Source organism: Achromobacter sp. UBA5777, assembly GCF_002418565.1.
Lineage (GTDB): Bacteria > Pseudomonadota > Gammaproteobacteria > Burkholderiales > Burkholderiaceae_B > Achromobacter > Achromobacter animicus.
In genome coordinates this window covers 1-3,819 of record NZ_DIEJ01000084.1, presented here as the reverse complement: position 1 = coordinate 3,819, position 3,819 = coordinate 1, and the positions used below count along the sequence as shown (strand labels likewise).

At 69.4% G+C, this 3,819-nt stretch carries 4 protein-coding genes; 3 read left to right on the top strand and 1 reads right to left on the bottom strand.

Features of this window, described 5'->3' with window-relative positions:
• Positions 1–191: 191 nt before the first annotated feature.
• Entirely contained in the window at positions 192–1,190 is a 999-nt protein-coding gene (locus B3446_RS06090) for a YgfZ/GcvT domain-containing protein (RefSeq protein ID WP_291378448.1), read from the bottom strand.
• A 159-nt stretch (positions 1,191–1,349) separates the two neighbouring features.
• On the opposite strand from B3446_RS06090, the gene mltG reads away from it, so the two are divergent.
• The 3 genes from mltG to holB all read left to right on the top strand — a co-directional run.
• On the top strand, positions 1,350–2,444 hold the full coding sequence (gene mltG, locus B3446_RS06085) for an endolytic transglycosylase MltG (RefSeq protein WP_409558330.1): 1,095 nt from the start codon (positions 1,350–1,352) through the stop codon (positions 2,442–2,444).
• Entirely contained in the window at positions 2,441–3,064 is a 624-nt protein-coding gene (gene tmk / locus B3446_RS06080; RefSeq protein ID WP_286898691.1) for a dTMP kinase, read from the top strand. Before mltG ends, tmk begins: the two co-directional genes overlap by 4 nt.
• A partial coding sequence (gene holB, locus B3446_RS06075; protein WP_291378443.1) for a DNA polymerase III subunit delta' occupies positions 3,061–3,819 on the top strand: 759 nt, incomplete at its 3' end. The genes tmk and holB, both read left to right, overlap by 4 nt.

Genomic DNA, 3,819 nt, shown 5'->3' with positions numbered 1-3,819 from the left:
TGGCGGCGCTGGGCACCATGGCCGCGAAGGCGGGCGGCGCGCCCAAGCTGCCCGCGGCGTTGCGCGTCACCGTGCTGGGCGCGGCGGCGATGGCCGTGACGGCTGGCGTGGGGGCATTGTTCGGGGTGGCGGTCTGACGATGGCCGCCAGGCCTGCGAGCGCGGAAATCAGCGCGAGCAGGCCCGGAAGGATCAGGGATTGATCGAGTACGGCAGCGGCGCCGCCGCGATGCGCGGACCGTCGGCGCTGGCCAGACGCAGATCGCCCTCGGGCAGCGCGGCCAGCGTGGTTTCAAACAGCACCGACACAACACCCGCGTCGCTGGCGGCCTGCACCACGCGGCCAATGGCCTCGCCCGGCTGCGCGGCGTCGAACACATCCACCCCCGCGAGCGCAGGGACTTTCAGGCCGGCGTCGGCAATCGTGCCGTAAGCCATGCGCCGTTTGACGGTGCCCCGATAGTGGCTGCGCGCCACGACTTCCTGGCCGGGATAACAGCCCTTGGTGAAGCTGACGCCTTGGATCAGGTCCAGATTGACCGTTTGCGGAATGAAGACATCCTGCGTGGCCGCGGCAATCCAGGGAATGCCGGCCGCCAGGTCTCCGGCATGCCAGTGCGCGGCCGGCGCCAGTCCCAGCGCCTGCGTGAGCGCGCCGGATTGTTCCAGTTGCGCGTCCGAGGCAATCCACCACCAGCGCACGCGGTCGTCTGCCGACGGCGCAACGATCCACGTGCCGGACGGCAGATCCGCGCGCTGCCAGGTGGCGCGCGGCAGGGCGCCCGTCACGGCTTCCAGCGCGGCGGCCTGTTCCGAGGTGGCCTGCACCCCGGCCACGTGCAGCGGGGCGGCGGCCAGCTTGACCTTGGCGCGCAGCACGAACATGGACAGGCGCTTGATGAGGGCCTGGGACAGGTCCTGCCGGACCATGCCGTAGAACTGGGGTGCGTCATCGGCATCGCCTGCGCCGCGCCACATGACCAGCGTGGCCAGCAGGCGGCCCTTGGCGGTGCAATAGCCGGCCAGGCGGGCGGCGTCCTGGGGCAGGCCCGTGACGTCCTGCGTGAGCTGGCCGTGCAGAAAGGTAAGGGCGTCGGCACCAGAAGCGGTGAAGACCGTCAGATCTTCCAGCGGGGCGCATTGGGCGCAACCTTCGGCGCGGACGGGAATCGAAGCGTAATAGGCGTGCATGGCGGCGGGGTTATCGCGTCATCAAAGTGCTGATGATAGCCCCGATCCCGGCACGGGCTTGCCATGTCCCCGACGCGCAAAGGGGCGCGCCGCGCGATCCGGCCCCGGTTGTGTCCCGGGCAAGGCCCGCGATCCATTAAACTTCCGACACTTATGAAGATGCGACTCCGAAATTTCGTCCTGTGGTTCCTGCTGCTCATCGTTCTGGCCGTTGGCGGCGCGGTGGGCGCTGCCTACATGTGGATGCACCGCCCGTTGACGCTGGCGGCCGACAAGATTGACTTCGTGGTGGATCCGGGCAGCAGTCCGCGCACCGTCGCGCGCGCGCTCAACGCGGCCGGCGTGCCGATGTGGGAGCCCGGTTTCGTGTGGATGGCGCGTCTGTCTGAACGCGACAAGCTGATGAAGGCGGGCGGCTATCAGGCGATCAACGGCGATACGCCGTGGCTGCTGCTCGAACGCCTGGCGCGCGGCGACATGACGCAGCGCCAGATCACGTTCCTGGAAGGCTGGACCTATCGCCAGATCCGCCAGGCGCTGCGCGACAATCCGGACGTCAAGCAGACGCTGGACGGCGTCAGCGACGAAGATCTGCTGGAGCGGCTGGGCGCGACCATCAAGCACCCCGAGGGCCTCTTCTTCCCCGACACCTATATCTTCACGCCGGGCAGCACCGACTTTGACCTGCTGCGCCGCGCCTACCAGGAAGGCCAGCGCATCCTGAACGACACCTGGGACAAGCGCCAATCCGACGTGGCCGTCGCCACGCCCTACGAAGCGCTGGTCCTGGCGTCGATCATCGAGAAAGAAACCGGCCACGGTCCGGAGCGCCGCCGCGTGTCGGGCGTGTTCACGAACCGGCTGAAGATCGGCATGTTGCTGCAGACTGACCCGACCGTGATCTACGGCATGGGCGAGGCCTACCAGGGCCGCATCCGCAAGCGCGACCTGCAGACCGATACGCCCTGGAATACCTACACGCGTCCGGGCCTGCCGCCCACGCCGATCGCCGCGCCGGGCCGCGCCGCCTTGCTGGCCGCCGTGCAGCCTGAGCAGCACAAGTTCCTGTACTTCGTCTCGCGCGGCAACGGCACCAGCGAGTTCTCGGCCAATCTGTCCGAGCACAACCGCAACGTTGCCCGCTACATTCTGGGCCAGCGCGCCACGCCCGCACCCACGCCCACGCCAACCCCCGCGCCCGCCGCGGCGCCGGCCGATCCCGAACCCGAATCAGCACAAGGACAAGATCAATGACCTCACGCGGACGCTTCATTACGCTGGAGGGCGTGGACGGCGCGGGCAAAAGCACGCACACCGACTGGATCGCAGATTTCCTGCGGGGGCAGGGTCTGGAGGTCGTGTCCACCCGCGAGCCCGGCGGCACGCCGCTTGGCGAAAAACTGCGCGCGCTGGTGCTGAACGATGCCATGGGGCTGGACACTGAAACGCTGCTGATGTTTGCCGCCCGCTGCGAACATGCCCGCCAGGTCATCGAGCCGGCGATTGCGCGCGGCGCGTGGGTTGTCTGCGACCGCTACACCGACGCCAGCTACGCCTATCAGGGCGGCGGCCGCGGCCTGGGCGCCGAACGCGTCGCGGTCCTGGAAGACTGGATGCGCGCCGGCCGCCCGGACCGGACCTGGTTGTTCGATGTACCGCTTGAAGTTGCGCGGGCGCGGCTGGCCGATGCGCGCGAGCCCGACCGCTTCGAGCGCGAAGGCGCGGCGTTCTTCGAGCGCACGCGCGAGGCCTACCACGCCCGAGCCAAGGCTGATCCCGACCGTATCCGCGTCGTCGATTCCACCCGTTCCATTGCCCAGATCCGCGCAGACCTCGAAGCGGGCCTGCGCGAACTGCTGGCCATTCCTGCATGAGCGCGCCCCAGTTCCACCCCTGGCAGATGGAGACGGCCCGTGCGTGGCTGGGCAATCGTGACCGGTTCGCGCACGCCTGGCTGGTGCACGGGCTGGCCGGCATCGGCAAGCTGGATTTCGCCATCGCGGCGGCAGCCAGCCTGCTGTGCGAGACGCCCGAGAACGGGCTGGCGTGCGGCCACTGCGCGGCCTGCAACTGGTTCGCCAGCGGTAATCATCCCGACCTGCGCCGTATCCGTCCCGAGGCGGTGGCCGTCGAAGAGGGCGCGGACGCGGCCGAACAGGCCGAAGACGCCGAGCCGGCGACGGGCGCCGCCAAGCGCGCGCCCTCCAAGGAAATCCGTATCGACCAGATCCGCTCGCTGGAATCCTGGTTCAACACCGCCACGCACCGCGGCGGCTGGCGCGTGGCGCTGCTGTATCCCGCCCATGCGCTGAACGTGGTGTCGTCCGACGCCTTGCTCAAGGTGCTGGAAGAACCGCCTCCGCATACCGTCTTCCTGCTGGTCGCGGACGCGCCGGACCGGCTGCTGCCCACGCTGGTATCGCGCTGCCGCCGGCTGCCGCTGCCCGCGCCCGATGCGGATACGGCGCTGCAATGGTTGCGCGACCAGAACGTGGAGCCGGCGCGCGAATGGCTGGCCGCCGCGGGCGGCGCGCCGCTGGCGGCGTTGCGGCTGGCGCAGTCGGGCGAATCCGCCTGTCCGGCGTGGCTGGGCCAACTGGGCACTCCGTTGTCAAAAGGCCAGAAGCCG

Coding starts and splice junctions, on each gene's coding strand:
- B3446_RS06090 (WP_291378448.1), bottom strand. CDS start 1,190: ATGCACGCCTATTACGCTTCGATTCCCGTCCGCGCCGAAGGTTGCGCC.
- mltG (WP_409558330.1), top strand. CDS start 1,350: ATGCGACTCCGAAATTTCGTCCTGTGGTTCCTGCTGCTCATCGTTCTG.
- tmk (WP_286898691.1), top strand. CDS start 2,441: ATGACCTCACGCGGACGCTTCATTACGCTGGAGGGCGTGGACGGCGCG.